Origin of the sequence: Streptomyces sp. NPDC012510 (genome assembly GCF_042955065.1) — a bacterium.
Taxonomy (GTDB): domain Bacteria; phylum Actinomycetota; class Actinomycetes; order Streptomycetales; family Streptomycetaceae; genus Streptomyces.
Genome location: NZ_JBIBEN010000004.1, coordinates 82,045 through 104,059, shown reverse-complemented (window position 1 = coordinate 104,059; position 22,015 = coordinate 82,045). Strand labels below are relative to the sequence as shown.

21 protein-coding genes and 1 pseudogene are annotated in these 22,015 nt (G+C 72.1%); 11 read left to right on the top strand and 11 right to left on the bottom strand.

Annotation, left to right across the window (positions count from 1 at the left end):
* Nucleotides 1-86 precede the first annotated feature (86 nt).
* The 4 genes from ACFY9I_RS08305 (at nucleotide 87) to ACFY9I_RS08290 (ending at nucleotide 5,864) form a co-directional block, all read left to right on the top strand.
* Nucleotides 87-2,423: a penicillin acylase family protein gene (locus tag ACFY9I_RS08305; protein WP_390999135.1), complete on the top strand. Its 2,337-nt coding sequence runs from the start codon at nucleotides 87-89 to the stop codon at nucleotides 2,421-2,423.
* Nucleotides 2,413-3,039, top strand: coding sequence for a GNAT family N-acetyltransferase (locus ACFY9I_RS08300; RefSeq protein ID WP_390998310.1), 627 nt, complete (start codon nucleotides 2,413-2,415; stop codon nucleotides 3,037-3,039). Before ACFY9I_RS08305 ends, ACFY9I_RS08300 begins: the two co-directional genes overlap by 11 nt.
* Nucleotides 3,036-3,548: a cupin domain-containing protein gene (locus ACFY9I_RS08295; RefSeq protein WP_390998307.1), complete on the top strand. Its 513-nt coding sequence runs from the start codon at nucleotides 3,036-3,038 to the stop codon at nucleotides 3,546-3,548. The genes ACFY9I_RS08300 and ACFY9I_RS08295 overlap by 4 nt, the downstream gene beginning before the upstream one ends.
* 402 nt (nucleotides 3,549-3,950) lie before the next feature.
* Entirely contained in the window at nucleotides 3,951-5,864 is a 1,914-nt protein-coding gene (locus ACFY9I_RS08290) for a copper resistance protein CopC (RefSeq protein WP_390998304.1), read from the top strand.
* Here the strand turns inward: ACFY9I_RS08290 and ACFY9I_RS08285 are convergent.
* Nucleotides 5,833-6,762 (bottom strand): DUF72 domain-containing protein, encoded by a 930-nt coding sequence (locus ACFY9I_RS08285; RefSeq protein ID WP_390998301.1) that lies wholly within the window; start codon nucleotides 6,760-6,762, stop codon nucleotides 5,833-5,835. The genes ACFY9I_RS08290 and ACFY9I_RS08285 overlap by 32 nt on opposite strands.
* A gap of 392 nt (nucleotides 6,763-7,154) precedes the next feature.
* Here ACFY9I_RS08285 and ACFY9I_RS08280 point away from each other — a divergent pair, with 392 nt between their 5' ends.
* Nucleotides 7,155-8,081 (top strand): NAD(P)-binding domain-containing protein, encoded by a 927-nt coding sequence (locus ACFY9I_RS08280; protein WP_390998299.1) that lies wholly within the window; start codon nucleotides 7,155-7,157, stop codon nucleotides 8,079-8,081.
* Nucleotides 8,081-8,710 (top strand): pyridoxamine 5'-phosphate oxidase family protein, encoded by a 630-nt coding sequence (locus tag ACFY9I_RS08275; RefSeq protein WP_390998296.1) that lies wholly within the window; start codon nucleotides 8,081-8,083, stop codon nucleotides 8,708-8,710. Before ACFY9I_RS08280 ends, ACFY9I_RS08275 begins: the two co-directional genes overlap by 1 nt.
* Nucleotides 8,711-8,999: 289 nt before the next feature.
* Here the strand turns inward: ACFY9I_RS08275 and ACFY9I_RS08270 are convergent.
* Nucleotides 9,000-9,328, bottom strand: a pseudogene (locus ACFY9I_RS08270) (cation:proton antiporter regulatory subunit).
* A gap of 183 nt (nucleotides 9,329-9,511) precedes the next feature.
* On the opposite strand from ACFY9I_RS08270, the gene ACFY9I_RS08265 reads away from it, so the two are divergent.
* Both ACFY9I_RS08265 and ACFY9I_RS08260 read left to right on the top strand, forming a co-directional pair.
* Entirely contained in the window at nucleotides 9,512-9,649 is a 138-nt protein-coding gene (locus ACFY9I_RS08265; RefSeq protein ID WP_390998293.1) for a hypothetical protein, read from the top strand.
* Nucleotides 9,646-10,089 (top strand): hypothetical protein, encoded by a 444-nt coding sequence (locus ACFY9I_RS08260; RefSeq protein WP_390998290.1) that lies wholly within the window; start codon nucleotides 9,646-9,648, stop codon nucleotides 10,087-10,089. The genes ACFY9I_RS08265 and ACFY9I_RS08260 overlap by 4 nt, the downstream gene beginning before the upstream one ends.
* A 283-nt stretch (nucleotides 10,090-10,372) precedes the next feature.
* Here ACFY9I_RS08260 and ACFY9I_RS08255 read toward each other — a convergent pair whose 3' ends face one another.
* Both ACFY9I_RS08255 and ACFY9I_RS08250 read right to left on the bottom strand, forming a co-directional pair.
* Nucleotides 10,373-12,901: an FtsX-like permease family protein gene (locus tag ACFY9I_RS08255; RefSeq protein WP_390998288.1), complete on the bottom strand. Its 2,529-nt coding sequence runs from the start codon at nucleotides 12,899-12,901 to the stop codon at nucleotides 10,373-10,375.
* Nucleotides 12,898-13,515 carry an ArsR family transcriptional regulator gene (locus ACFY9I_RS08250; RefSeq protein WP_390998285.1) on the bottom strand — a complete coding sequence of 206 codons (618 nt, stop codon included), beginning with the start codon at nucleotides 13,513-13,515 and terminating at the stop codon, nucleotides 12,898-12,900. Before ACFY9I_RS08250 ends, ACFY9I_RS08255 begins: the two co-directional genes overlap by 4 nt.
* Before the next feature lie 114 nt (nucleotides 13,516-13,629).
* On the opposite strand from ACFY9I_RS08250, the gene ACFY9I_RS08245 reads away from it, so the two are divergent.
* On the top strand, nucleotides 13,630-13,950 hold the full coding sequence (locus ACFY9I_RS08245) for a hypothetical protein (RefSeq protein WP_390998283.1): 321 nt from the start codon (nucleotides 13,630-13,632) through the stop codon (nucleotides 13,948-13,950).
* A 167-nt stretch (nucleotides 13,951-14,117) separates the two neighbouring features.
* Here ACFY9I_RS08245 and ACFY9I_RS08240 read toward each other — a convergent pair whose 3' ends face one another.
* Nucleotides 14,118-14,537, bottom strand: coding sequence for a hypothetical protein (locus ACFY9I_RS08240; RefSeq protein ID WP_390998280.1), 420 nt, complete (start codon nucleotides 14,535-14,537; stop codon nucleotides 14,118-14,120).
* Between the two features lie 40 nt (nucleotides 14,538-14,577).
* Here ACFY9I_RS08240 and ACFY9I_RS08235 point away from each other — a divergent pair, with 40 nt between their 5' ends.
* Together ACFY9I_RS08235 and ACFY9I_RS08230 are read left to right on the top strand one after the other, a co-directional pair.
* A complete protein-coding gene (locus tag ACFY9I_RS08235; protein ID WP_390998278.1) occupies nucleotides 14,578-14,862 on the top strand; it encodes a hypothetical protein in 285 nt (94 codons plus the stop codon).
* Complete coding sequence (locus ACFY9I_RS08230; RefSeq protein ID WP_390998275.1) at nucleotides 14,844-15,257, top strand: DNA-binding protein; 414 nt, start codon at nucleotides 14,844-14,846, stop codon at nucleotides 15,255-15,257. The genes ACFY9I_RS08235 and ACFY9I_RS08230 overlap by 19 nt, the downstream gene beginning before the upstream one ends.
* 130 nt (nucleotides 15,258-15,387) lie before the next feature.
* Here the strand turns inward: ACFY9I_RS08230 and ACFY9I_RS08225 are convergent, their stop codons facing one another.
* The 6 genes from ACFY9I_RS08225 to ACFY9I_RS08200 form a co-directional block, all read right to left on the bottom strand.
* A complete protein-coding gene (locus tag ACFY9I_RS08225; RefSeq protein ID WP_390998273.1) occupies nucleotides 15,388-15,594 on the bottom strand; it encodes a hypothetical protein in 207 nt (68 codons plus the stop codon).
* Nucleotides 15,595-15,880: 286 nt separating this feature from the next.
* A complete protein-coding gene (locus ACFY9I_RS08220) occupies nucleotides 15,881-16,306 on the bottom strand; it encodes a hypothetical protein (protein WP_390998271.1) in 426 nt (141 codons plus the stop codon).
* Entirely contained in the window at nucleotides 16,303-16,581 is a 279-nt protein-coding gene (locus ACFY9I_RS08215; protein WP_390998269.1) for a CopG family transcriptional regulator, read from the bottom strand. Before ACFY9I_RS08215 ends, ACFY9I_RS08220 begins: the two co-directional genes overlap by 4 nt.
* Nucleotides 16,582-16,712: 131 nt before the next feature.
* A complete protein-coding gene (locus ACFY9I_RS08210) occupies nucleotides 16,713-17,606 on the bottom strand; it encodes a phosphorothioated DNA-binding restriction endonuclease (RefSeq protein ID WP_390998266.1) in 894 nt (297 codons plus the stop codon).
* A 103-nt stretch (nucleotides 17,607-17,709) separates the two neighbouring features.
* Nucleotides 17,710-18,945 carry an SWIM zinc finger family protein gene (locus ACFY9I_RS08205; protein WP_390998264.1) on the bottom strand — a complete coding sequence of 412 codons (1,236 nt, stop codon included), beginning with the start codon at nucleotides 18,943-18,945 and terminating at the stop codon, nucleotides 17,710-17,712.
* Nucleotides 18,942-21,806, bottom strand: a complete 2,865-nt coding sequence (locus ACFY9I_RS08200; RefSeq protein WP_390998261.1) for an SNF2-related protein — start codon at nucleotides 21,804-21,806, stop codon at nucleotides 18,942-18,944. Before ACFY9I_RS08200 ends, ACFY9I_RS08205 begins: the two co-directional genes overlap by 4 nt.
* Nucleotides 21,807-22,015 lie beyond the last annotated feature (209 nt).

Sequence of the window (22,015 nt, the reverse complement as noted above, 5' to 3'; positions counted from 1 at the left end):
CTTGCTTAGGTGAGGCTAACCTAAATCACAAGTGGAGTGTGGGGATGGCGGACGTCGGCAGTACGCAGGGGCGCGACCAGGGGCCCATGTCGGGCCGCGCCGAGTGCGGGACATATCGCGACGCCTGGGGCATTCCGCACCTCCGTGCGGCTGACGCCCGCGAGCTCGCCCGCGCCCAGGGCCGGGTCACCGCCCTCGACCGCGCCTGGCAGTTGGAGGTCGAACGCCACCGGCTCCAGGGCACCTCGGCCTCCTTCCTCGGCGACGGTGCCCTGGGCTGGGACCTGTTCGCGAGACGGGCCCGCCTCGACGACACGGCCCGAAGATGCTTCGCCCGGCTGGAGAGTACGGACCCGGAGACCGCCGACTGGGTTCGGGCGTACGTCGAGGGCGTGAACGACGGGCTGGTGGAGGGCGGCCGGCGCGCGGCGGAGTTCGCGCGTGTCGGTCTCGTCCCCGGGCGTTGGGAGGCCTGGCATCCACTCGGCGTCTGGCTCGCCGCGCACATCCTCTTCGCCGGGTTCCCGGCCAAGCTCTGGCGGGAGGAGGTCGTGCGGCATCTCGGCGCCGACGCGGTCGGGCTCTTCGCCACCGACGGTCCCGCCACCTCCGGCAGCAACGGGTGGCTGGTCGACGGCTCCCGTACGACCACCGGGCAGGCCGTCATCGCCGGTGATCCGCACCGGTTCATCGAGGCACCGGGCGTCTATCAGCAGATCCACCTCTCCTGCCCCGAGTTCGACGTCGTCGGCCTCGCCGTCCCGGGCATGCCCGGCATCGCCCACTTCGGTCACACGGGCGACGTGGCCTGGGCGATCACCAACGCCATGGCCGACTACCAGGACCTGTACCGGGAGCGTCTGCGCCGTCGCCCCCGTGAGGAGGGGGAACATGAGGAGGGGGAAGGGGACAGTGGGGGCGGGGGCGTCGTGGAGGCGCTCGACCCGGACGGCGTGTGGCGAGTCGTGCACCGCCACATGGAGGTCGTCGAGGTCGCGGGTGGGGAGCCCGTCGAGGTGGAGGTCATCGAGACCGGGCGGGGGCCGGTCGTCATCGGGGGAGTGGGCCTCCCGGCCGGCTCCGACCCCGGCTCCGGCACCGACCCCGGCTCCGGCACCGACGCCGGCTCCGGCCCCGACGCCGGCACCGACGCCGGCTCCGGCTCCGGCCGCGTCGGTCCCGTCAGCCTTCGCTATCCGCCCCGCGTTTCCGAGGACCTCGGGATCAGCGCGCTTCTGCCGCTCCTCCGGGCCCGTGAGGTCGGCGATGTGGACCGGGCGTTGGATCGGTGGGCCGAGCCCGTGAACGTCGTGCAGGCCGCGGACACGCGGGGCGGGGTGCTGCACCGGGTGGCGGGGCGGGTGCCGGTGCGGAGCCGGGACAACCGGACGCGGATCGTGGCGGCCTGGGAGCCGGGGCACGAGTGGGAGGGGTGGCACGAGACGCCGTACGGCACGTTCGAGGACGGCGTCGCGGTGATGGCCAACCAGCGTGGTCCGGCGACCCCGCTGGGCGTGGAGTTCGCACCGCCGCACCGGGCAGACCGCATCCGCGCGATGCTGGACGGGAAGCGGGTGTGGTCCGCACCGGACATGCCCGCCATCCACATGGACACCCATCTGGCGTCAGCGGCACCTCTGTTGGACCACGTGGCCGCCCTGACCGGTTCGGTCGGCACCACCGGTGTCACGGAGGACGTCGGCGCGGCCGGCACCACCGAGAGCGGCGGTGCCGAGGAACCGGCGGTCCTCACCACCGCCGCGACCGCGCTCCGCGACCGGCTGCTGCGCTGGGACCGGCGAATGGCGGCCGACAGCGTCGACGCGGCGGCGTACGCGGCGCTGCGCGGGGCGGTCGTACGGCGGCTCGCGGCGCAGCCGGCGTTCGCCGCGCTCGCCGTACCGCCGATGTACCCGGAGGTCTTCCGGCCGTGGCTCTCGCTCACCGTCCGGATCGGTTTCGCACTCGAACACCTGCTCACAGCTGAGGAGTTGTACGGGATTGACCGGCCTGCGCTGGTGCGGGAGGCGCTGGAGGAGGTGGCCGGTGTCGAGCACGGGCGCTGGGGCGACAGTCACCGGTTGGTGCCGTGGCGCGCGCTCCCGGACAGCGGCTCGGACGCGTCCCACGACGAGCCGGGACTGGCGGGTGACCACGACTGTGTGCTCTGCACCTCCACCGTCCCCGGCATCACCGACCTCAGCGCTCGTGGGCCTGCCGCCCGGTACGTCTGGGACCTCGCCCGCCGGGAGGACAGTCTCTGGGTGGTGCCGTTCGGGGCCTCCGGCGTCGGTGGGTCGGCCCACCAGTGCGACCAACTCCCCCTCTGGCTCGGGGGAGACCTCGTACCGGTCGTCACGGACTGGGACCGGCTCACCGAGGAAGACGACGAGACCGAGGAGATGGAGCGCCATGACCGTTGAGGCGTACGGCGGCCGGGTGGCCGTACACGAGGAGGTCGTCGAGGGGTTCGGGATCGTGCGGATCCTGCCGTTGGACGCGGAGGCCGACGCCGACGTGGTCCATGACTGGGTGAGTGAACCGAGGGCCGGCTTCTGGGGCATGAACGGGCTTTCGGTCGAGCGGGTGCGCGAGATATACGCGCACCTGCACACTCTGGACACGCACCACGCGTACCTCGCCGTGTGCGACGGCGAGCCGGTCGGGCTGCTGCAGACGTACGAGCCGGAGGCGGACCGCATCAGCGAGTGCTACGACGTCGAACCCGGGGACATCGGCGTCCATGTGCTGCTGGCGCCCGTGGGGGTGGGCGGGGGCCGGGCGGGGTGGTCGTCCTCGCTGCTGGCGGCCTTCGCGTCGTACGTGCTGGTCGGGCTGGACCGGCGGCGGGTCGTCGTCGATCCGGACGTGCGCAACGAGAAGGCGATCGCGCGGTTCGAGCGGCAGGGGTTCGAGAGCGGGCCGGTCGTCGTACTGCCGGAGATCGATCTGCCGGACGTGTATCTGCCCGAGAAGCGGGCGCGGCTGGCGTTCCTGAGGCGGGAGACGGCGTTCGGGCGCGTAGCCTCGGGCGGATGACGCCCGAAGACCTCATCGCGCACTACGAACTGGAGCCCATTCCGCGGGAAGGCGGTCGTTTCCGTCAGACGTGGGCGGGGCCCGAACGGGGCGACGACGGGCTCCCGGAGGGGACCGCGATCGTCGCCCTGCTCACCACCGAGCCGGGAGACTACTCCGCGCTGCACCGGCTGCCCGGCGACGAGATCTGGCACTTCTACCTCGGTGATCCGCTCCAGATGCTGCTCCTGGCCCCGGACGGGTCCTCGCGGATCGTCGTCCTCGGGCCGGACGTGCTGGAGGGGCAGCATGTGCAGTACGTCGTGCCCGCCGGGACCTGGATGGGTGCGCGGGTCCATGGCAGCGGTGGTGATGGCGGCGACGCCGGTGGCGGCGGTGGCTGGACCTTGTTCGGGTGCACGATGGCGCCGGGGTTCACCTTCGAGGGGTACGAGCACGGGGACGCCGTCGAGTTGACGCGGCTGTATCCGGACCGGGCCGCCCTCATCGGGGAACTGGGACGGGCGTAGGGACGGGAGTTCGCGTTGAACGCGGCGTTCGAGGCGTACGTACCTCTTCGGGGAGTCCGAGAGCCGGCGACCGTGGATCCGGAGCACTACGTGGACCGAGGCAGGTACAGGGCCCTAGTCAGGGACAGCGACAGCGACCAGGGCGGGGACGGCAGGCGCGGCATACGCGGCACGGACAGCGGCGCGAGGCGCCACGCCGGAGCCGGTGGAACTGGCGAAACCGGCAGGACGGGCGGGATCGGCAGCACGGGCAAGACCGGAGGGATCAGCGGGACCGGTCGGACCGGCAGTCCCGGCCGGATCGGCGGGACCGGCAGTACCGGTAGGACGGGCAAGACCGGCGGAGCCACCGGTGGACGCGGGCGCCCGGTCGGTAGCCCGGGACGAGGGGTTCAGCGGCTGGTGGTGCTGGGAACCCTGCTGCTCCTGTTCCTCCTCGGCGGGACAGGCACCGCGTCCGCGCACGCCGCGCTCAAAGGGAGTGATCCCGTCGACGGCAGCGTTCTCGACGCCGCTCCCCGGGACATCACCCTCCGTTTCACCGAGTCCGTGAGCCTCCTGGACGACTCCATCCGCGTCGTCGACCCGGAGAACCGGGCGGTCGAGACCGGTGAGCCGGGGCGCGCGGGCGGCCGTTCCGACACGGCTCGCGTCACCCTCCCCGCCGGTCTCGGCGACGGCACGTACACCATCGCCTGGCGTGTGGTCTCGGCCGACAGTCACCCCATCTCGGGTGCCCTGATCTTCTCGATCGGTGAACCCTCCGCGATCTCCGCCGGCCTCCCCGCCGACCTCGCCGAGGACCCGCTCACCGCTTCCCTCTACGACATCACCCGCTACTTCGCGTACGGCGCCCTCGCGCTCCTCATCGGCGTGGCCTTCTTCCTGGCGGTCGTGCTCGGGGCGCCGAGCGGAGTGCTGCGCAAGCTGCTCCTGGCCGGCTGGCTGGCCCTGCTGCTCGCCTCGGTGGTTCTGCTGCTGCTGCGCGGGCCGTACGAGCGGGGCAGCGGCCTCGGGGCCACCCTCGATCCGTCCGTGCTGCGGAACACGATGGAGAGCCGGCCGGGGCTCGCGCTGCTGGCCCGGCTGGCGCTGCTCGCGGCGGGCGGGTTCCTCCTCGCACGGGTGCGGCGGCAGGAGGTGTGGGGGAAGGGCGCGCTGGTCTGCGGGGCCCTGCTCTCCGTCGGCCTCGCCGGTACCTGGGCGGCGGCCGAACACGCCTCCGCCGGTATCCAGGTGCCGGTCGCGATGACGTCCTCCGTGCTGCACCTGCTCGCCATGGCGGTGTGGCTGGGCGGACTCACCGCCCTGCTCACCGTGTTGTACCGGGCGCCGAGGACCCTGTCGGCCGCCGTGGTGGGCCGTTTCTCCCGGCTCGCCTTCGCCTCGGTGATCGTCCTCGTAGTCACCGGCGTCTACCAGTCCTGGCGCGGCCTCGGTTCCTGGTCCGCCTTCACCACCACGACATACGGGGAGGTCCTCGTCGCCAAGCTGGTCGCGGTGCTGCTCCTGCTGGTGGCGGCGGCGTTCTCGCGGCGCTGGACGGGACGGTTGGGGGCGGTTCCGGCGGAGAGGGCCGAGGCGTCGGAGGTCACCGAGCGGACCGTTGCGACCGCGACCGTGGCGGCGCGGGTTCCCGAGCGGGTGGGGGCCGTGGGGCGCGTCGCGGACGTGGAGAGCGAGACCGACAAGGCAGGCGCGGAGGGTACGTCGGGCGCGGAGGGCACTGAGGACGCCCGGGGTGAGGAGAACGCACCGGGCGGAGCCACCGAGACCCCCTCCGGTGACACGGGCCGCACCGACGACGAGGACCCCCCCGCCGATCTACGGCGACAGGGGCTTCGGCGGTCCGTGCTCGCGGAGTTCACCGTCGCGGTCGTCGTACTGGTGATCACCACCGTGCTCACGGGAACCCTGCCGGGCCGGGCGGCGGCGGAGATCGCGAAGGAGGGGGCGGCCGGAGCGGCCGGTGAGGTCACGGCCTCCTCCACGACGGTCCCCTTCGACGTCGGCACCCCGAATGGTCACGGCAAGGTCCAGATCGACCTCGGGCCGGGCCGCGTGGGCAAGAACTCCGTACAGGCCGTGGTCTTCGGCCCCGACGACGGCATCGCCACCGTCCCCGAACTGCGTCTCACCTTCACCCTCAAGGCCCAGAAGATCGGCCCCATCGACGCCAAACTCACCGACCGCGGCGGCTACTGGGCCACCGACACCCTCCAACTCCCCCTGCCGGGCAAGTGGACGATGAAGCTAACGGTCCGTACGACGGAGATCGACCAGGTCACGGTGGAGAGGTCGGTACGGGTGAGCTAGCGAGTATTCGGCGCATCGTCTCCGCCGCCCGTACGGCCGCGTCGGCGCAGCAGTTGTTGAAGAGGACGTGCACTTCGTCGACCTGTTCGGCAGCCGACCGCAGCCGGGGCGCCCACTCGGCGAGTTCGGCCTCGGAGTAGGTGTAACGGAAACGGTCCTCCTTGCTGCCGGTGCCCCACGCCGGGCTGCGCCCGTGGAACCGTACGACGGCCAGCTCCGGGGAGGTGACGGGCGCGAGGGGCGGCAGGGAGGAGTCCAGGTCCCGCGCCATGTCGACCCCTACCGCGATCAGACCGAGCCGGGCGAGCAACTCCGTGGTCCGGTCGGCCTGTGCGCCCCGCCACCACGCGGGGTGCCGGAACTCGACCGAGACGGGCCAGCCGGCCGTACGCCGCGCGCACTCCTCCAGCGTCCGCTCCGCCCGACGCCCCTGGCCGCCCGACTCTCCCGGTGCGAACCACGGCGGGAACTGGAAGAGCACCGCGCCCAGTCGGCCGGCTGTCCGCAGGGGCTCGACGGCGTCGGCGAACCGCTCCCACACCCGGTCCAGTAACTCCGGGTCCCGGTCACGCCCGTTCGCCCGTAGGCCCTCCCGTAGGCCCTCCCGTAGGTCCCCCCGCAGATCCTCGGGCAGGGCGGTCGGGCGGGTCGGGTGGCCGGTGAGCAGGGAGAACGCCTTGACGTCGAAACGGAATCCGGGCGGTGTGCGCTCGGCCCAGAGGAGGCTGTTGCGGCGGCTGGGCAGGGCGTAGTAGCTGGAGTCCACCTCGACGACCGGGAAGCGCTCGGCGTAGTAGCGGAGCCGGGGCTCGGGGTCGCGGTGGCCGCGCGGGTACCAGCCGCTGGCCAGCAGCGCGCGGTCCGTCCAGGAGCAGGTTCCGACGAGTAGCTCACCCATGGGGGCCGGTTACCCGGAATCGGGGCGCCCGCTACGTGAGTTGGGCTGCGGCCGTGCGGCTGATCGCTCCGGGCAGGCGTCGATGCTCGGCCGACCTGATCACCGGCGCGGTGGTGTCCCGGTCACTCGCTCCGGTCGTGCCCTGCCCGATTCTCGCCAACGCAGCAGGATCGGCTCGCCCGAGCAGCGCGCCAACGCAGCAGGATCGGCTCGCCGTAGCAGCGCGGCGGCAACGCGGCATACCGGCCTGCTCCAGCTTCTGCTCCCGGAAGAACACCGTGTCGGTGGTACCTGTCGGGTCTGTGGCGGCCCGCGCCCGGTGTCGTACCGCCCCCGTGCCCTCCCCGGGCTGCGAAACTGCAACGGTCTGTACGCGGCAGGAAGTTGACGTCATGACCGACAAGCTCACCGTAAGCGTCCTGGGGACCGGCATCATGGGTGCCGCGATGGCCCGCAGCCTCGTCCGCGCAAGTCACTCCGTACGGGCGTGGAACCGTACCCGGAAGAAGGCCGAGCCCCTGGCCGCCGACGGGGCGGAGATCGCCGGGAGCCCCGCCGAGGCCGTGCGGGGCGCCGATGTGGTGCTGACCATGCTGTACGACGGGGCCGCCGTCCTGGATGTGATGCGTCAGGCGGCGCCCGGGCTGAGCCGGGGGACGGTCTGGGTCCAGTCCACCACGGCCGGGCTGGAGGCCGTTGCCGAGCTGGCCGCGCTGGCCGGTGAGAACGGACTGGTGTTCTACGACGCTCCGGTGCTCGGCACCCGCCAGCCCGCGGAGGCCGGGCAGTTGACGGTGCTGGCCGCCGGCCCGGCCGAGGGGCGGGCGACGGCGACGCCCGTCTTCGACGCCGTTGGCGCGCGTACGGTCTGGACCGGCGAGGACGGCGCGGCGGGCACCGCCACCCGGCTCAAACTCGTCGCCAACAGTTGGGTGCTGGCCACCACCAACGCGGTCGGCGAGGTCCTCGCCCTGTCCAAGGCCCTCGACGTGGACCCGCAGGCATTCTTGGAGATCATCGAGGGCGGCCCGCTCGACATGGGCTATCTGCGCGCGAAGGCCGCCCTCATCCTCGACGGCCGGCTCTCCCCGGCCTCCTTCGCCGTCGCCACCGCCGCGAAGGACGCCCGCCTCATCGTCGAGGCCGGCCGGCTGCACGGCGTACGCCTCGACGTGGCTGCCGCCGGCGCCGACCGCCTGTCGCGCGCCGCCGCCCAGGGCCACGCCGACGAGGACATGGCCGCGGCGTACTTTGCCAGCTTCGATGAGGGCGGGGGCGAGGGTGTGCGCGGGGGCGCGAGTGGGGGTGAGAGGCGCTGATGGGTGCTTCCTCGACCCCGGTCGGTGGTGCCGGGGCTGACGGCGACCGGGCTGGGGCCGACGGCGGCCGGGCCTGGGCTGACGGCGACCCGACTTGGGGCGACGGCGACTCGGCCGCCGCCCGGCCCGATGCACTACGCCCGCCTACCCAGCCCGACGTACTACGCTCACCCGCCCAGCCCGACGCGCTGCGCCCCACCGTCTGCCGCCCCGATGCGGCGCGGCGGAGCGCCGCCCCTCTCGACCCCGCCATCCGCGATCGGCTGGCCGGGGAGAAGCACGTCTGGCTCTGTACCGTGCGGCCGGACGGGTCTCCGCATGTGACGCCGGTGTGGTTCGTGTTCCTGCGGGACAGTTGGTGGATCGGCGCGGACGGCGGGTCGGTCAAGGTCCGGAACGTCAGAAGGTACGCGCGGGTGTCCCTGGCCCTGGAGGACGGCCGGTTCCCGGTCGTGGCGGAGGGAGAGGCGGTGGTGCGCCCCGGCGCGTCCGCTTTCCCGGCGGACGTCACGGAGGCGTTCGCCGCGAAGTACGCCTGGGACGTCACCGCTCCCCACCGGCCGGGCGAGCAGCGCGTACTGCTCGAAGTCCCCGTACGCCGCTGGCTGTTGGCCGGTACGGCCCAATGACCCAGTCCGCCGCCGTGCCCAGCGCGCCGTCATGGCCACCGAGGACGGCTGGGCTGCCATGACGGAAAACGCCGCGACGCGAACCGCACCGTCGACCCCGTGTCGGGGCGTAGGCCTGTAGGCGGCCAGGGCACCGTCCCAGTCGATGCAGATGTGGCCGGGCGGGACCGGGCGGGACCGGCCCCCAGGTGTATAGGCCGGCACCAGACTGATGGACGGACTGCTGGGCGGACCAATGGAGGGATTGAGGAGCGAGGGCAGAAGCCGCTGAGATGTACATGTGCGGTGCTCACTCCCGCCCGAGGGTCACCGCGGCCGGCTCCACACCCTCCCGGGTGCCGATCACGATCAGTGTGTCGCCGCCGGCCAGCCGGAAGTCCGGCGTCGGCGACGGAACCGCCTCGGCCCGCCGCAGTACGGCCACGATGGACGCCCCTGTCGTGGTCCGGCCTCCCCCGCCGTCAGCCGCATCGACAACGCACACGCGTCCGGATCGTCGCGCCGGTAGGCGTTCAAGGTCCGCGCACCGTCTCGATGAGCGACCACCGATACGCGCCGCTGTTCCTTGGTCGTGAGGTCGTAGCGGACACCGATCTCTGGCAACGGCGTATTGCCCAGGCGCGGAGCGCCCACTGTCGGCTCCCTGTCTGATTCGGATATTTCATCGGACAACCGTCGGTGCCACCCTAACGAGACCCCGTAAACCGCCCGCCGGAGGCACGGTCGGGCCCCGATGGAACAATCCCCCTTCACCGTCCGGACCGGCGTCGACCCGGCATCGGGGGAGGACCGAAAGGAAGCATGAGCATGATCCCAGCGGGTGTGCCCACGAGCCGCGTCCAGGAAGACGCCGCACCCGACGAACACACCCTCGACGCAGCGGCAGCACGCTCGCCCGCCGTCACCGGCGCACCCACACCCCCTGGAGTCCGCCCGTGATCCAGTGGGTCTCCCTGGGGACGGGCCCACGCCCGGTCCCCCAACCCGTGGCCACCCCGTTGGTGTGGGCCACGGCCTTCGGCGGGGCGATGGCACTGGTGGCCCTCCTCAACGCCCTGGTCGGCACGGACCGCCCCGGCCTGGCCCTGGCCGCGCTGTCCCTGCTCTCCGCCCTGCTCGGCCTCCACGCCCGCTTCACCGCGGCCCCCGGCACGGCCGCCCTGTGCTGGCTCTTCCTCAACGGCTTCGCCATCCCACCCGCCGGGGTCCTGACCTGGACCAACCCCCGCGACACCTTCTGGCTGACCTGCCTGCTCACCGCGGCCCTCACCGGCACGACCCTGGCCCGGCTCTTCCAGGCCCGCGCCGCCTACCGCCGCCTCACCACAGCCCACCCACCCCCCGCCCCGGATTTCCCCGACTGGCCCCCGCCCCACTGAACCGCCGGCCCGCCCCGCAGAACACAACGAACTCCGACCGCACGGCGCACGGCGTACGGCGCACGGCGAGGAGCCGAGCCGCGATCGCGGCTCGGCTCCTCGTTTCGCCTGTTCGGGCGGCTGCGGAGATACGAGATTCGAGGCAGGGCGCTGGCCGGGCGGTGGCAGGGTGGTGGGCGGTGCCGGACGGGCGTGAAGGCAACCGGAACGGCGACCGTTCGGCCTCCTGGTGCCTGCCCGGTGGGACCGTCGCGGCTTGGCCCGGCGCTCCGAGCGGCGTTCCTCACTCCTTGGCTGTCGCCACCGTCACCGCCCGAATCCGCAGTGCCACGCGTCCGGGCAGGGCGGTCGCGACGAGCGCGAGGAGTCCGGCTCCGGCAACCACCGTGACGTACGTGAGCGGTGTGACGGCAGGTGTCGCTCGGCCCGTCATGCCGATGCTGAACGAGCTCAGGACGGCCAGGGCGATGGCGCTGCCGAGAGCGGTGGCGAGGAGGAGGACGGACAGGGCCTCGGTGCGCAGCATGCGCAGCACCTGACGGCGGGTCGCCCCCGCCAGACGCAGCAGTGCGAACTCCCGGACACGCTCGGAGACCGACATGGCGAGTGTGTTGACCACGGCGATGGCAGTGAAGGCCAGCACGAGCCCCATGGCGAGGAAGTTGACCTCGGTGTTGGTCTGCCGGCGCTGCGCCTGGAGCGAGTCGGCGGCGGTCGGGGAGAGAACCTCAAGCCCCGGGAACTCACGCAGCGTAGTCACGAGTTGTGTCTGTGTACGGTCCGTGCTGACGAGGAGTGAGGAGGAGAGCGGGTTGTCGACGTGGCGTGCGAGCAGGTCATGCGTGAAGGTGAGGTCTCCGAAGCCGAGACCCTTGGTGTAGACGGCGGCGACGGCGAGCGTGGCGGGCGTGCCGTCACCGAGCGTGAGATTCAGGGTGCTTCCGGGTTGCAGGTGGAGCCGGTCCGCGGCCAGTTCGCTGACGGCGACGGTGTGCGCGGTGAGCCTGCGGAGGGACCCGGCGGTGACGTCCGGGTCCCAGGTGCGGGCGAGGCCGGCGGGGGTGACGCCCTGGGCCGCGTACTTGTCGAGGCCGACCCGGACGGTCGTACGGACCACTTCGGTGACGGCGGTGTTCTCCGTACGCAGCCGTCGTGCCGCCTCGGACGGGACACCGGGTCCCCGGGAGGCGACCACCCAGTCGGCGCGGATGCCCTCACGGGTCTGGGCGCGGGCCGCGTCGCCGAGGGTGGGCTGCACGAACAGCACCGTGCAGGTCATGCCGATGAGCAGAGTGAGAGGGGTGACGACGGAGGCCATGCGGGCGGCGTTGCCGCGGAGGTTGGCGGTGGCGAGCCTGCCACCGGGGCCGGTCAGGCGCAGCGGGCCGGTGAGGAGAACGGCGGCTGCTTTGACCAGGAACGGCCCGAGCAGGGCGACGGAGGTGGACAGGACGACGACGGCGAGGAACGTCACGGGTGTCGAGGCGGGCTCGGTGCGCAGGATGCTGAGCAGGGCTACGAGGACGGCGCCACCGGCGAGCACCGGCAGACCGGCGAGGAGACGGCCCCAGGCGGGCCGGGTGCGCTCGGCCCGGGCCTCGGCGAGCGCCTCGGCGGGGCGGATCCGGGCGACCCGCCGCGAGGCGATCCGCGCGGCGGCCCACGCACCGAACAGGGTCACGGCGACGGCGGCGAGCGGCGGGAAGACGCCGACGGTGTGGTGCAGCGTGGCGGGTACGGCGCCCAGGGTGACGAACCTGCCGTGCAGCCAACCACCCAGGGGAAGCCCCACCAGGGCCCCGGCCGTGCCCGCGGCCGCTCCGACGATCAGGGCCTCCCGCCCGAGGAGCCTGCGGACCTGCCCGGAGGTGGCGGCGACGGCGCGGAGCAGGGCGAGTTCGCGGTGGCGTTGCTGGACGGAGAGCGCGAAGGTGCCGACGACCACGAGGACCGCCACGAGCAGTGAGGTGCCACCCATCGCGCCGCCCATGCTGACCAGCTTGGTGCGCGCCGCAGCGGCGTCCAGGAACTCCACCGGACCACGGGCGTCCCCGGAGCTGACCCGGGCACCGGTGCCGCGCAGCGCTTCGGCCACGGCGTGCCGCAGCCGGCCAGGATCGGTGCCCGCGTCCGCGATCACACCGAACGCGGTGACCTGCCCGGGGCGGGCGGCAAGACGACGGGCCTCGGCGGTGGAGAAGAAGAGGGCCGTCTGATGGCGCACGGGCGTGTCGGGTGCGGCGATACCGGAGACGCGGTAGGAGCGCGGGGCCTTGGTCGACTGGACGGTCAGGCGGTCACCGGGTTCGAGACGGGCGCGCTCGGCGAGGTAGCGGTCGACGACGACATCGGTGGCGGCCGTGGGGGCGGTGCCGGCGGTGAGCCGGTAGGGCGTCAGCGCGGCGGACTCCCAGGCGTGCCCGTGGGCGGTCCGGCCGCCGGTGCCGGTCGCTGTCAACGGCTCGGCCATGAAGGTCAGTTCGGGGATGACGCGGGCGACACCGGGCGTGTCGGCCAGGGTGCGTTTGATCTCGGCCGAGAGCCAGGCGCGCTCGGCGATGGGTTTGGCCTTGTGCTTGACCTTGGTCTTGCCCTTCTTCCGTTTGACGGTGGTCTGGTGGACGTTCTGGTCGGCGGAGACCACAACCGGGGCCGCGGCATAGCGCTCGGTCCGGATGGTGCCGCGCAGCCCCGTCTCGAGGAGCGTGCCGCACGCGGTGATCAGGGCGGCCGCGCACATCAGGGCGACGAAGGCACCGAGGAAGCCCGCCTTGCGCGCGCGGACGGTCTTCAGGGCGTAGCGCAGCATCATGAGGGATCGGCCTCTTTTCTGTCGTGTGCGGGGGCGTGCTTCCGACCGGCTCCGGAGCTGCCGTCACCCGTCGGTGCCGGGGCGGGGAAGGCGAGGAACCGGGTGAGCAGGGTGAGCAGGGTGCGCGCGCCGGGCGGGGACTCGGACGCGGGCCGCTTGTAGCGGTGGAGGAGGGCGATGTACTCCTCGAGGAACCCCTTGAGTTCGGGGAGCGTGAGCCGGACGCTGCCGCGCGAGCAGGGGAACGCGTCCGCCCAGGGACCGTCGTCCGCCTCCCGCTGGACCGGCTGGACCGGCTGGACCGGCTGGACCGGCTGGACCCGCTGGACCCGCTGGAAGAGTTCCAGGTCGGCGGCGTACGCATGGTGGTTCAGCTCATCCGTCACATGCCGTATCTCGGGACGCTGACGGCTGCGCGGCAGGAAGCGACGGTCGCCGGGAGCCGCCCGCCACCAGCGCGCCCGATGCCCGGTCGCCGTCCCGTCCGTCTCCTCGGCGGAGCCGTACCTGGCCGGCTCCCGCAGGTGGTAGCTGGTCGACCCGGTGTTCAGTCCCAGGGCCCGGGCGAGCGTTGCCGAGGTGGCCGGGTCGTGCAGGGACAGGTGCCGAAGCACGACTAAGGGGGCGCATCGCGCCTCTGGCGGTTCACTTGCGCCGGGTCCCTGTGGCATACCCACACAGTCGTCCGTGCACAGGTATCTGTGCACTGCGGTGCCCCGGCGTCCTCAGTGGGGGGTTATCCCCCTGACGGTGAGCTGCGGCTGTGGACCGAAACCGGGCCGGCCGAGATCCGCCGCGTGCGGCTGGAGCGGCTGAGCCTGCCGCTGCTGCGCATCCTGGAAGCGGCCGACACGAAGCTGCGCGGTCGGATCACGGCAGCGTTGCGTTCCTGCCGGGACACGGTCTTGGAGTGCCTGCTGCCGATGCTGCGCCACGCGGCGCGGGAACAGACGGAGGGCGACCCGGGCGGCGGGGCTCGGAGCGGTGGCACGGGAGTGCGGGGACAGGCTCGGCACGCTCGTGCGACGGGCGCCGCGCGCCCCGGATGACTGGTCGGTGGCGTGGACCCGGTGCGGCTGCGAGCCGTGCGGCACCCTGGGGGCGTTTCTCGGCACCCGGTCGCGGCGGACGCTGGAGTGGCCGCTGGCGAAGGACGGGCGGCGGCACGTGCACAGCAGGATCGACACGGCCGAGCTGCCCGTAGACCATCAGACCATCAGACCAGGCGGCAAGGGCGCCCGTACACGCTGGTGCTGACGAAGACCGAGGAGCTGTTCTCGAGCGAGCGGGCGACCCGCCGCCAGGCCGAAGCCGACCTGACCTGGCTGGCCTCGACATGGAATCTTTCCGGCGAGGCCGGAGTCGACCCGAGGCCGTGACACGAGTCCCGGGACGCGGGAGCGCCGCAGGGGAAGGCCGTCAGGGCGTCCAGCGAGGCGAACTCCTCCTGGTCGCTGCCAACGGCCGCGAGGAACTCCGCGCCCAGGACGGCGCCGATGCCGGGAACGTTCTGGACCGTGTCAGCGAGTTCGTGTTCGCGAAACCGGCCTTCGACGAGCTTGTCCTCGGAGACTTGCTCGTTGAGGGCCATCACCTCCCGTAGCTCGGCAGGGAAACCCCAGCCGAGCGTCTGCACACCGCCGCCGGATTCCTACTTGTTTGATAATGTCGATCCTATGGGCGAGATTCCTTACAACGTCGGCGAAGGGCCGGCCACCAGGGTCAGCCTCTCCCTCCCCGAGGGGACGGCGGAGGCGATCCGCCGACGGGTCGGCAAGCGTGAGTTCTCCGCGTTCATCACCGAAGCGGTGGAGCGCGAGCTGCGCGGTCAGATCCTGGATGAGTACCTGGCCGACTATGAACGCCGTCAGGGGCCGATCTCCGAGCACGAGCAGGAGCGGGCACGCCAGGTCTTCGACGAGGTGTTCGCCGAGGCGGGGCAGTGGCCCGCCGCAAGCTGAGTCACGAAGGCACCCTCGTTCTCGACTGCGAGGGCCTGTCGAAGTTCGTCAGTGATCACGAGCACGTCGTCGCCCTCGTCGCCGAAGCCCGCAAGCGGGGCATGGAGGTGGTCATCAGCGCACTGACCATCATCGAAGCGGTGCATCGCCGGACCGACAAGGCGAGGCTCGCCTGGGTCCTGTCCGGCGTGCGGATCGTGCACATCGGCGACGAGGAGGCAAAGGCCGCCTCAGCCATGCTGATCAATGTTGGGCTTCATGGTCACAAATACGCCATCGACGCCGCCGTGGCCGAGATGGCGCTGCGGCAGCGCCGCCCGGTGGTCATGCTCACCTCGGACATCGACGACATGACGAAGCTCTGCGGCGACAGAGTGCGCCTCGTCGCCGTGTAGTCGACGCCCAAGGCCCGAACGCCGGGGACGGAGGGTCGGCCCGCACGTCCTTGTCCGAGCACGGCGGGGCCGATGGACCAGTCGGTAGCACCCAGGGCCGTGAAAGGCTGCGTGGCCGGCGGCTCGTCTTTCACGGTGCTGCGAGGTGCAGCAGCCGCATGTTGGCCTCGTCCGGCGTGAAACGGTCAGGGGCGAATTCCGTGGCGGACCGAAGGCCGAGCCACACCAGCAAGGCGTGGTGTTCCTCATGCGCCGGGTCGGCGAGGATCACTTTGAGATCGCTGTAGCCGGGGGCGCCGCCGCAGTCCTCGGGTGGGCACGCCCCGGCACCGTCCACGCAGTGAGCGCCTCCGCCACCTGCAGGTGCGGGAGCGAGAGCCGGGGCAGCACCTGTGCCACCGCCCCGGGCGTTGAAGTCGGTCCGCCAGTTCGCCGGCCGACCTCGGCTCCGGAGGGGACACGGCATCGGTCCTCGTGGTGAGGACACGCTGCATGCTGTGCGCGGCCGCGATGCGGGATCGTGCGCCGCCAGGGCGGCCGATGCGCGCCGCCAGGGCGGCCGATGCGAGCCCGAGAGCGCGCCGCGGCGACGTCGGCTGACCTCGTCGACCGTCAGCCGCGGGTCATACCTTCCTGACGACGATCGACTCCGGGACCAGACGCTCCAGATCGTCCACGTCCGAGGCGAAGACGGTGACCTGCCCCTTCTGCTGTCGGGCGATGACGGCCAGCACTGCGTCGATGGCGTACTTGTGTCCGTGCAGCTTCGCGTCGGCCAGGAGCCGACGGGCCTGACGTGCCTCGTCCTTCCCGAATTCGGCGACTTTGAGGCGCGAGAGGACCCAGTCCCAGCGCTGCTCGGTGGTTCTGCCGTCGTACGCCTCGACCAGCGTCATCGGAGATGTCACCACCTCGGCCTCGCCCCGCGCCGCGAGGTCCAGCCAGGCGATCATCTTCCGGTCGCCGCGCACGGCGAGGGACAGGGCCTCGCAGTCGAGCACGAAGACGCGCAGCCGCGGCTGTCCGTGCTCACCGGCCCGTTTCTTCACGCGGCCTCTCCGGCGTTGCGCTTGGCGGTGGCGTGGCGGCGCGCGTGCTCGGTGTCGAGGTCCTCCAGCGCCTCCAGCGCTTCCGCGTGTTCGTCATCGGTGACGGGACCGTGTTCCTCCTGCAGCCAGTCCACGAGCTCCCGCAGCCGGTCCCGGTCTCGCTTGAAGCGCAGTGCCTCGGCGACGTACGCCGACAGGCCCCGCTCGGCTGCCTCCGCGCGGATCTCGTCAAGGAGATCCTCAGGGATGGTCACCGTCACTTTCTTGGTCGCCATACAAGTCACCATACTCCTGGTGTCGAATCCCTTACCGTGCTGTCGCTGCGACAGGCTGGGGTACGGCCTGCGCACGCGGGTCGACGCGTGGCGCCTCGTGTCCCGGGCCAGGCCGGAGAGGGGATCGACGGTCAGGCGGCAGTGGCGGGGCGTGGGCTGCCGTGGAACACCTGGCTCGCGTGCCAGGCCCGATGGGCCGGCGCGATGGAGCGGATGCCCGGCTGAGGACCGACGAGCGGACGACCCGCGAGTGCTATGACGTGTTCATGGGCGGCAGGGCTGTGGCCGACGAACCGTTGTGAGACCAGGATGCGGTGGCCGTCTCCGATACCGAGGACACCCTTGTCGAAGAGCTTGTGGTGCAGCGAGCAGAGACACAGTCCGTTGTCGATGTCGTCGGGGCCATCGAACGCCCACCACCGCACATGCGCAGCCTCCAGTCCGACCGGAACCGTGCCGATCCGGCCGTCATAGCCGCAGAAGGCGCACCGATACTCGTAGGCCGTCAGCACCAGCTCCCGCATGCGTGGGTCCCGGCGTCTCAGCACGGCCGAGACCTCGGGGGTCTCGGCCTGCTCCAGCTCCAGGCCAACGGCTTCGCACAGCTCCTCGTGGAGCGAGAGCGGGAAGTTCAGGTCAAGCAGTACCCGCGCCATCCGGCCGAGCAGCGATGGCTCACGCCGCAACGCCGTCCGAAGCTCGGGCGCCAGGCGCCCGGCCGCTCCCGCGGCCCGCAGCTCTCGCACCCCGATTCCGGGGCTGCCCGGTCCGCGATCGGTACGCACCTCCCACACCCCGTCACTGACCAGGTGGTGGAACGGGTAGGCAGGCGTCGTCTTGTTCGGCGGCCCGTACTCGGACAGCAGCCGCTTCAGGTCCTCTTCCACTGCGCTGTACCGCAGCTCGTCGTCGGCGCCCTGCTGGAACCGGCCGAGGGCGTACAGAAACAGCAGCGGCTTGTGCGGAGCACGAGTCCCGCTTCTGGTCCACTGTCTCAGCTTCGCGGTGCGCTCCAGCCAGTCCATAACCGGCGATCGTAGTGCTGCCCTCGGACACCGGACCGGACATGCGCGAGCAGACGGTTGAGTGCGGCTGGAGCCGTAGAGATTCGCGCCAAATGACCGAATCTTACGCCCCGTTCTGCGACCAGGCCGCGGTGAGCGCGGTGACCGGGTCACCGTCGGCTGGTGCCGCGGGCCACCATTCGCCGGCGTCGTCCTGGAGGTAGGGGTACCAGCGGGCGTCGGGGCCCAGACGCAGTTGGATGCCGTGGTGGGTGAGGGTGAGGCGGTTGCGCCAGGTTCTGAGGTGTGTGGGGGAGTCGGCCATCTCGGCGAGGGCCGCGTCCAGGGCGGTGCGGGTGGCCTTCATCACTGTCGGGTCGGGGGCGTACGGCTGTTCGGCGACGGTGATGCCCGTGGGGCCGCCGTGGCGCCAGGCGCGGGTGAGGCGTGCGAAGACAGTGGGTGTGGTGCCGGTGTTCCGGATCAGGTGGTGGAACCACTCGAGTCCGGGGTTGTTCGCGGCGATGCGGACGGCGTCCTGGTGCTGGGTCAGGTACAGGTCGGCGGTGTCGCCCGCGAGGAGCCGGGCGGAGCGCGCGGTGGCATCGGCCATGAGGCGTTCCAGGTCCGCGGCGGCCAGGCCGGTGCCGGGTGGCGGGGCGACGGGCAGCGCTGTGGTGTGGGCGGCGGGTTCCGGGAGTTCGGGCAGTTCGGGGGGCTCCTCGGCCCAGCGGGCGTACGCGGCGGCGGCCGGGATACCGGCCGGTGCCGGTGGGGCGGCGGTCTCCTGCGTTGCCGTACGGAGTGCGCGCAGTTGGGCGAAGACCTCCTCGCGTCCGCGGCCGCGCAGCGTGAAGAGCACGAAGGGGTCGGTGTCGATGGTGGCGGCGATGGCGTAGCAGAGCGCGGCGGCGTGCTTGCAGGGGTATCCCCAGTCGGGGCAGGAGCACTCCGGATCGAGCTCGGTGGGCAGTGGGAGCAGTGGGACGCCTGCGTGCCGGGCGTCGTCCACGAGTTCGGCGGGCATCTCGTCGTCGAGAAGTGCTGCGAGATGTCCGGCGCGGGCCGCGATCGTGTCGAGCAGCGTGTCCCACTGAGGGTCGGTGAGGACGGGCAGGTGGACCGAGGAGCGGTACGGGCGCGGGCGGCTGCCCTGGACAGCGGCATTGACCTTGCCCGGAGCGACGGTGACCGGGCCGACCATGCCCTTGCGGGCGTAGGTGCGTCCACGCGAGAGCCGTCCGGCGTCCAGGGTGGAGTCCTCCAGGGCGGCCACCCATGCCTGACCCCACCAGGTCGCGGCGAAGGCTCGCTTGCCGCGGGCGGGCGCACGGCGCGGGCCGGGGACAGCGGGGCTCATGACTGCCTTCCCAGGGCGACGAGTTCGGCGAGGTCGGCGTCGGACAGTTCGGTCAGGGCTGCCTCGCCGGAGCCGACGACGGCGTCGGCGAGAGCGCGCTTGGCTTCGAGCAGCTTCGCCACCTTGTCCTCCACGGTTCCCTCCGCGAGGAGCTTGTGCACCTGGACGGGTTTGTCCTGGCCGATGCGGTAGGCGCGGTCGGTGGCCTGGTCCTCTACGGCCGGGTTCCACCAGCGGTCGTAGTGCACGACGTGAGTGGCGTGGGTGAGGTTCAGCCCGGTGCCCGCCGCCTTCAACGACAGCAGGAACACCGGCACTTCACCGCGCTGGAAGCGGTCCACCATCTCCTCACGCCGCGCGACGGGGGTGGCACCGTGCAGGAAGAGAGTGGGGACGCCGCGTTCGGCGAGATGCTTCTCCAGCAGAGCCGCCATCTGTTTGTACTGCGTGAAGACCAGCACGGATTCGCCTTCGGCGGTGATGGTGTCGAGAAGTTCGTCGAGCAGGTCGAGCTTGCCGGAGCGGCCCCGCAGGGGAGTGGACCGGCGCAGGCTGTGCTCTTTCACATACAAGGGCTCTTTCAAATACTGGGCGGGGTGGTTGCAGATCTGCTTCAGCGCGGTGAGCAGCTTGAGGACCAGACCGCGTCGGGCGATGCCCTCCGACTCCGCGATCTTCGCCATGGTCTCGCGGACCACCGCCTCGTACAGGCTGGTCTGCTCGGCCGTCAGCGGGACGACGTGGTCGGTCTCGGTCTTGGGCGGCAGTTCGGGTGCGATGCCGGGGTCGGACTTCTTGCGGCGCAACAGGAAGGGACGTACGAGACGGGACAGGCGCTCGGCCGCCTCGGGATCCTCGCCCGTCTCGACGGCGCGGGCATGCCGGTCACGGAAGGCGGTGAGTGAGCCGAGGAGCCCGGGGGTGGTCCAGTCGAGCAGTGCCCACAGCTCGGAGAGGTTGTTCTCCACGGGGGTGCCGGTGAGAGCGACGCGGGCGCGGGCGGGCAGGGCGCGCAGTTCGCGGGCGGTGACGGCGTAGGGGTTCTTGACGTGCTGGGCCTCGTCGGCGGCCACCAGAGACCAGGTTGTCCCGGCAAGCACTTCGCGGTCGCGGCGCAGCACCCCGTAGGTGACCAGGACGATCTCGTCGCCGGCCAGGTCCTTGAGGTGGCGGTCGCCGCCGTGGAAACGGCGTACGGGCGTGAGCGGTGCGAATCTGGCGGCCTCGCGCTGCCAGTTGCCGAGCAGGGAGGCCGGGCAGACCACAAGGGTGGGGCCCGCGGTGGTGGGGTCGCTCTGGCGGTGCAGGTGCAGCGCGAGCAAGGTGATGGTCTTGCCCAGGCCCATGTCGTCGGCGAGACAGCCGCCGAGGCCGAGTGCGCACATCTCGGCCAGCCAGGCCAGGCCCCGTTTCTGGTACTCGCGCAACGTGGCCTTGAGGGCGGCGGGCTGGGGCACGGGGGTGCGGGACTCGGGGTCGCGGATACGAGCGACCAGGTCGCCGAGCGCACCGACCGCCACACAGGGGACCCGGTCACCGTCCCTCCCCCAGCCTCCGGCCGGGGGGACCCCCATCTCGCTTCGCTCGGCCTCGCCGGTCAGCGCGGCGCTCAACGCCTCCATGGGGGTGAGCGGTTCCATCCGGCGGCGCTTGGCGCGGGCCACCAGCTTCGGGTCGGCGAGCACCCACTGGTCGCGAAGCCGGACGAGGGGACGGCGCGACTCCGCGAGGGCATCCATCTCCGCCTCGGTGAGCGGCTCGCCGCCGAGGGAGACCTGCCAGCGGAAGTCGAGGAGGGCCTCGGTGTCCAGCAGCCCGCCCGCGGCGGAGCCGGGAGCGGTGCGCTGCCCGATCTCCGCGGTCGCGGTGAGCGCCTTGACCAAGTCGCGCGGCCAGTGCACGTCGACACCGGCCGCACGCAGCGCGTCCGTGGCGTCCCCAAGGAGTTCGAAGGCTTCGTCGTCGGTCAACCGGAACTGATCGGGAGCGGCATCGTCGAGCAGCCTCCGCAGCGGGGGCCAGGCGCGGGCGCCGCGGCGTAGGGCGAGCAGGGTCTCGGTTTCGGCGCGCGGGCCGAGCAGCCGCTCCACTTCGGCCGGCTCGCTCCACAGCCGTGCGGCCTCGATGACGAGCGCCGGGTCCGCCGCGGTGTGCAGTTGCAGGACGGCCCGGAACTGCCGTCGGCGTCCTCCGGGTACGTCGACGCGCAGGGAGACACTGACCTCGGCGGTGAGCGCCGCCTGGGTTTCCTCGGCCCATTCACGCAAGGCGGGTACGGCACGGGCCTCGCGCCAGGCGTACGGCAGCGCTCCCATGGCGAGCGGCGCGGCCGGCGTACGGACCAGATCATCGGCGACCGCGTCGCAGAACTGGCGTACCAGCGCAGCCGGTTCGGCGATCCGTACCGGCGCAGGGCCAGGCTCGGGCAGGCAGTGGGCGTGTGGCGGGAAGGCGGCGGCCAGAGCGTCCAGCGCCTGGCGCTGGGCGGCGGTGAAAGGGCCCGCCTGCCAGGTGTCGTAACCGGCGGGGGTGATGGCCGGGTGGAGGCGGCCGTCGGCGAGCAGCCGCAGCGCGAAGCGAGTGGCGGCCTGCCAGGCGGCGCCGGAGGGATGCGTCGGTTCCGCATCGGCCAGGGCGGAGACAGCGACGGCGACAGGCAGCGCATAACCCTCGACCCTGCGCCGCCTGACCGAGCGGCCGTGCGGCAGGACCAGCTCCACCACCTCGGTCTCAAGGCCGGTGGGCGCCACACTGTCTCCGGCCGCTGCCCCGGTCGGCTTCCACAGCAGCAGCCGCCCGAGGCGGGCGGGCTCACCGGGCAGGAACACCGCCGCCCAGCCGGCGCCGAGCAGTTCCCTCACGAAGGCGGATGTTTCCTGCCGGGCCAGCGGCGGTGCGCTCCTCCCGCCCGTACTCGGCTCTCGTACGACGACTCGTGCCACTCTCTTCCGCCCTGTCGCTTGCCGGGCCCTCCCCTGGGCCGCTCACTACCGAACCCCACCAGGCAACGTCACACGCTGGCAACCGCGACCCTTGGCTTGACCGCCGGCGACGGCGCCACGACGGATAC

Coding starts and splice junctions, on each gene's coding strand:
- ACFY9I_RS08305 (WP_390999135.1), top strand. CDS start 87: ATGTCGGGCCGCGCCGAGTGCGGGACATATCGCGACGCCTGGGGCATT.
- ACFY9I_RS08300 (WP_390998310.1), top strand. CDS start 2,413: ATGACCGTTGAGGCGTACGGCGGCCGGGTGGCCGTACACGAGGAGGTC.
- ACFY9I_RS08295 (WP_390998307.1), top strand. CDS start 3,036: ATGACGCCCGAAGACCTCATCGCGCACTACGAACTGGAGCCCATTCCG.
- ACFY9I_RS08285 (WP_390998301.1), bottom strand. CDS start 6,762: ATGGGTGAGCTACTCGTCGGAACCTGCTCCTGGACGGACCGCGCGCTG.
- ACFY9I_RS08280 (WP_390998299.1), top strand. CDS start 7,155: ATGACCGACAAGCTCACCGTAAGCGTCCTGGGGACCGGCATCATGGGT.
- ACFY9I_RS08275 (WP_390998296.1), top strand. CDS start 8,081: ATGGGTGCTTCCTCGACCCCGGTCGGTGGTGCCGGGGCTGACGGCGAC.
- ACFY9I_RS08265 (WP_390998293.1), top strand. CDS start 9,512: ATGAGCATGATCCCAGCGGGTGTGCCCACGAGCCGCGTCCAGGAAGAC.
- ACFY9I_RS08255 (WP_390998288.1), bottom strand. CDS start 12,901: ATGATGCTGCGCTACGCCCTGAAGACCGTCCGCGCGCGCAAGGCGGGC.
- ACFY9I_RS08235 (WP_390998278.1), top strand. CDS start 14,578: ATGGGCGAGATTCCTTACAACGTCGGCGAAGGGCCGGCCACCAGGGTC.
- ACFY9I_RS08215 (WP_390998269.1), bottom strand. CDS start 16,581: ATGGCGACCAAGAAAGTGACGGTGACCATCCCTGAGGATCTCCTTGAC.
- ACFY9I_RS08210 (WP_390998266.1), bottom strand. CDS start 17,606: ATGGACTGGCTGGAGCGCACCGCGAAGCTGAGACAGTGGACCAGAAGC.
- ACFY9I_RS08205 (WP_390998264.1), bottom strand. CDS start 18,945: ATGAGCCCCGCTGTCCCCGGCCCGCGCCGTGCGCCCGCCCGCGGCAAG.